The organism is Drancourtella sp. An12, assembly GCF_002160935.1.
Taxonomy (GTDB): Bacteria; Bacillota; Clostridia; order Lachnospirales; family Lachnospiraceae; genus Sellimonas; species Sellimonas catena.
Genome location: NZ_NFLO01000051.1, coordinates 1 through 655, shown reverse-complemented (window position 1 = coordinate 655; position 655 = coordinate 1). Strand labels below are relative to the sequence as shown.

The following is a 655-nucleotide window of genomic DNA, read 5'->3' as shown; positions in this document are numbered from 1 at the left end:
TCCATAAGGAAAGCAGCGCGTACTATAACGGGGAAACCCAGGTCATGAACATCAGTGAGGGAGACCTTGCAGAAGGAACTGTAGCTTCAGGTGAAAAGCTGACAGTGAAGGCAGGCATCAGTGGAAAAGAAGCGGGTACTTATACAACATTGGATGAAGGCGCGACATGGAGTGTTTTCAAAGACGAATTGGATGTAAGCAAGAACTATGATGTAAAAATCAGCGGTTCCTTTACCATCAAGAAGTCTGGATCCGAAGGCGATAAAGATCCATATACAGGAAGCGTAACGCTGGATGACTGGACCTATGGGGATGAAGCCAAAGAGGAGAAAGCAGAAACAACCGGCGGAGATTACAGTGACCCGACGTATTACTACAAGGAGGCGAAAGCCGGAGATGAAACCTATACGAAGACAAAACCGACAGAAGCCGGAGATTACATCGTCAAAGCCGTATGGGAAGAGACAGCCAACTGTGTAGAGATTACAGCAACAGATCCGTTCACGATCGCAAAGAGAGAGCTGAAAATCCATAAGGAAAGCAGCGCGTACTATAACGGGGAAACCCAGGTCATGAACATCAGTGAGGGAGACCTTGCAGAAGGAACTGTAGCTTCAGGTGAAAAGCTGACAGTGAAGGCAGGCATCAGTGGAAA

1 protein-coding gene is annotated in these 655 nt (G+C 47.5%); it reads left to right on the top strand.

The window, feature by feature from the left end:
* Nucleotides 1-44: 44 nt before the first annotated feature.
* Nucleotides 45-655: hypothetical protein (locus tag B5E64_RS17745; RefSeq protein ID WP_140398902.1), on the top strand; the 611-nt coding region annotated here is incomplete at its 3' end.